The organism is Streptomyces sp. CA189 (assembly GCF_056428985.1).
In genome coordinates, this window is the sequence record NZ_JBWJVM010000159.1 from 1 (window position 1) to 3,554 (window position 3,554).

Annotated in this window: 2 protein-coding genes; both read right to left on the reverse strand. The window is 71.5% G+C overall.

Translation table 11 applies throughout. From position 1 onward, the window contains the following. Positions 1 to 550: 550 nt before the first annotated feature. Positions 551 to 2,785 (reverse strand): acetate--CoA ligase family protein, encoded by a 2,235-nt coding sequence (locus AC061S_RS44200; protein ID WP_478691536.1) that lies wholly within the window; start codon positions 2,783 to 2,785, stop codon positions 551 to 553. A 325-nt stretch (positions 2,786 to 3,110) separates the two neighbouring features. Further along, positions 3,111 to 3,452, reverse strand: a complete 342-nt coding sequence (locus tag AC061S_RS44205; protein ID WP_478691537.1) for a DUF5713 family protein — start codon at positions 3,450 to 3,452, stop codon at positions 3,111 to 3,113. Positions 3,453 to 3,554 lie beyond the last annotated feature (102 nt).

Consider the following 3,554-nt stretch of genomic DNA (forward strand, 5'->3'; position numbering starts at 1 on the left):
GGACTGCATGATTTAGGCGCCCTGTGCGCAGCTTCGACAGGGTGCGGGGTGTTGCTGCGCCACAAATCACGCTTTACGTCCCGGCCGACACCCCACCCCGCCCCCGTCCCCGTCCGCCGCCTCCAGCCCCGCCGGAGGGTGAGTCTCCTCCGCCGCCCGACGTTGGGCCTTTTTAGCCGCCCGATGTTGGGTCTCTTCGGCCGTCCGGCGTTGGGCCCCTTCAGCCGCCTGGTCTTGGGTCCCTTCAGCCCCCGGTTATGGGTCCCTCCAGCCAGCCGCCGGGCGTTGGCTCTCTTCAGCCGCCGGGGTTTGGCTTTTCAGCCGTCCGGCGTTTGAGGACCGGGGTCTGGGGCGGAGCCCCAGGGGGTTCGGGCGCAGCCGGGGACCCCGTTTTCAGCCTCGCCGGCGTTTGAGGCGCGGGTCAGGGCTGGCCCTGGGAACGGTGGAAGGGCGGGTAGGGGAACTCCGCCCTGCGCACCGGGGGTCCGGGGCCGGTGGGTCCCGGGGGTGGCGGTGCGCCCGGGGGCGGCTCCCCCGGGGCGCCGGGGGGCTAGTGGCAGATGGCGAGGGCGTCCAGCGCCACCGCCCCCTGGCCCCGGGGGAGGACCATCAGGGGGTTGATGTCCAGCTCCGAGAGTTCGTCGCCCAGTTCCATCGCCATCCGCTGCACCCGGAGGATGACCTCCACCAGCGCGTCGACGTCGGCGGGGGGCGCCCCCCGTACGCCCTCCAGCAGCGCGTGCCCGCGGAGTTCCCCGAGCATCGCCCGCGCCTGGTCCTCGCCGAACGGCGGTACCCGGACGGCCACGTCGTGCAGCACCTCCACCAGGACACCGCCCAGTCCTACCGTCACCGTGGGACCGAACAGCTCGTCCTGGGTGACCCCGACGACCATTTCGACGCCGCGCTCCACCATCTGGCAGACGAGGATCCCGTCCAGCGGGACGTTCTCGTAGCGGGCGATGTCCGTCAACTCGCGGTAGGCGTCGCGGATCTGGCTCGCCGAGGTCAGGCCGATCTTGACCAGGCCCAGCTCGGTCTTGTGGGCGAGCTGGGGGCCCGAGGCCTTCATGACCACCGGGTAGCCGACCAGCCCGGCCGCCCGTACGGCCGCTGCGGCGCTGGTCACCAGCTGCTCCCGGGGCACGCGGATCCCGTAGGCGCGCAGGAGCTGCTTCGCGGCGTGCTCGCTGAGCTGCTGGCCAGGGCGCATGAGGGCCTGGGCCTTGCGGAAGGAGGGCGAGGTGGTGCGCGGGGCGTCCTCGAAGGGGGAGCGGTAGGCGGCGGTGAAGCGGTGGTGGCCGAGGTACGCGCGGACGGCGGTGATGCAGTTGCCGAAGGTGCGGAAGGTCGCGACCCTGGAGGAGCCGAGGAGCGTGGTGCGGTAGGCCTCCTCCGTGCCGACCGGGGAGCCCCAGATCACGCAGATCAGTTTGTCTGTTTGTTCGGCCGCGTCCACCAGGTCCTGGGCGAGTTTGTCGCTCATCGGGGGGAAGGGGCCCGTTATCGGGCAGATCAGGACGCCTACCGAGGGGTCCGCGAGGATCGCGTCGATGATCTTGCGGCCGCGCCAGTCGCCGACCGGGTGGCCGCCGTTGTCCACGGGGTTGGAGACGCCCAGGTAGGAGGGGATCCACTGGTGCAGTTCGTCCTGCTTCGCCTGGGAGAGGGTGGGGATGCTGAGCCCCGCCTCGGTGGCCAGGTCGGAGAAGTGGGCTCCGGTGCCGCCGGAGATGGAGTAGACGACCACTCCGTCGGCGAGGGGCTTTCGGGCCCGGGCGAGGAGCGCCGCGGTGTCCTGGAGTTCGTCGAGGCCGTCGACCCGGATGACACCGAACTGCCGCATGGCGGCGTCCACGACGGTGTCCGCGCCGGTCAGCTTCCCGGTGTGCGAGGCGGCCATGCGGGCGCCGGTCTCGGTGCGGCCGACCTTGACGGCGACGACGGGCACGCCGTTGCGGGCGGCCCGGTCGGCGGCGAGGAGGAACTGCCGGCCGTCCTTGAGGCCCTCCACGTAGCAGGCGATGGCCCCGACCTCGGGCTGTTCGGCGAAGTAGGAGATGAAGTCGGAGGTTTCGAGGTCGGCCTCGTTGCCGGTGGGCGCCCAGTGGGAGAGGCGGATGCCCAGCTCCTGGAGGGTGTAGACCGGCCGGCCCTGGTGGCCGGACTGGGTGATGAGCGCGATGGCCGGGCCGTCGAGGTCCTCGCGGAACTTCTCGAAGGCGTTGAGGTTCGTGTTGGGGCCGAGGAGGCGCAGCCCGGAGCGCCGTACGGCGGCTCCCAGGCGGGCCTGCGCGGCGGCGCCCTCGTCGCCGGTCTCGGCGAAGCCCGAGGCGAAGGCGACCGCGAACTTCACCTTGGCTTCCGCGAGTTGCTCCACGATGGGGAGCGGATCGGCTACGAGGAGAACCGCGAGGTCCACCTGTTCGGGCAGCTCGGCCACGGAGGCGTGGCAGGGCAGCCCGAAGACCGTGGCCCGGGTGGGGTGCACGGGGTGCAGCCGGGCACCGACGCGTTCCGCCCAGGCGATGAGCTGGCGGGTGATGCCGGTGTTCGGTCTGCCGTCGGCGTCCGAGGCGCCGATGACCGCCACGGACTCGGGCCGGAAGAACCGGTCCAGGTCGGGGGCGTCGGCGTGCAGGGGCCGACCGCTGACGTCCAGCGCGACCGTGTCCTCGGCGGACGGAGCCGCTGTGGAGTGGACGGCCGTCCTGGGGGTCTCCCCGCAGGCCTCGACACGTGCGCGGAAGTCGGTGGTGAGGGTGCCGTGAGTAGATCCAAGCATCGTTCCGCCCGCTCCTGCTCGATGAACCTCGACGAATCTCAATAACTGACGCGTAGTCAGATTACTGAACTGACGTGCCGTCAGGAACAGGGATGCACAGGAAAGCTGGTGGAGGTGATGTGTGGAACGCTCGCCGCCCGGCTCACGGGCACGCCTCGGGGCGGACCCGAGGCGGCTTCCGGCACGGCTTCCGGGGCCGTTCAGGGAACGGTCTCAGATCGGAGGGGGCCGGTCCAGACCAGTATTCGGCCGAGGTCAGGGGGCCGGGGCGGCCCTGCGGGGACGGTCGGCCCCGCCCGGCCGGCTTCGCCGCTGCCGGGGCTCCTCACCACTCCCGCGGGGCGATCAGCTCCTCGATGTCCGCGTCCGCGAATCCGTACGCCTCGGCCACGAACGCGAATTCCTCGGCTATCTCCTCGCGCGCCACGGTCTCGATTTCGCTCCCGGCGGCCTCGAACTCCGCCTCCAGCAGGTTGAACTCCTCCGTCGCCGCCCCCGTCAGCACGTACAGCGCGGCCAGGTCCGAGGGCCGCTCCGCCTCGATGCGCGCGCACAGGCGAAGCAGGACGGCCCGGCCCAAGTCGAGGACGTGGTTCGGGTAGTACGCGTCCCGGTAGAGCGGCTCCAGGAAGGAGCGGGCTGCCACTTGCTCGTTCTTGATCGACACGGTGATCCCCCATGGTTCTGTCGGCGGTCCGACATACCGATGCTGCACCAGGCCACTGACAGCGGGCCTGGTGAGGGGGAGGGGGGCGGGGAGGGGAGGGGG

Coding starts and splice junctions, on each gene's coding strand:
- AC061S_RS44200 (WP_478691536.1), bottom strand. CDS start 2,785: ATGCTTGGATCTACTCACGGCACCCTCACCACCGACTTCCGCGCACGT.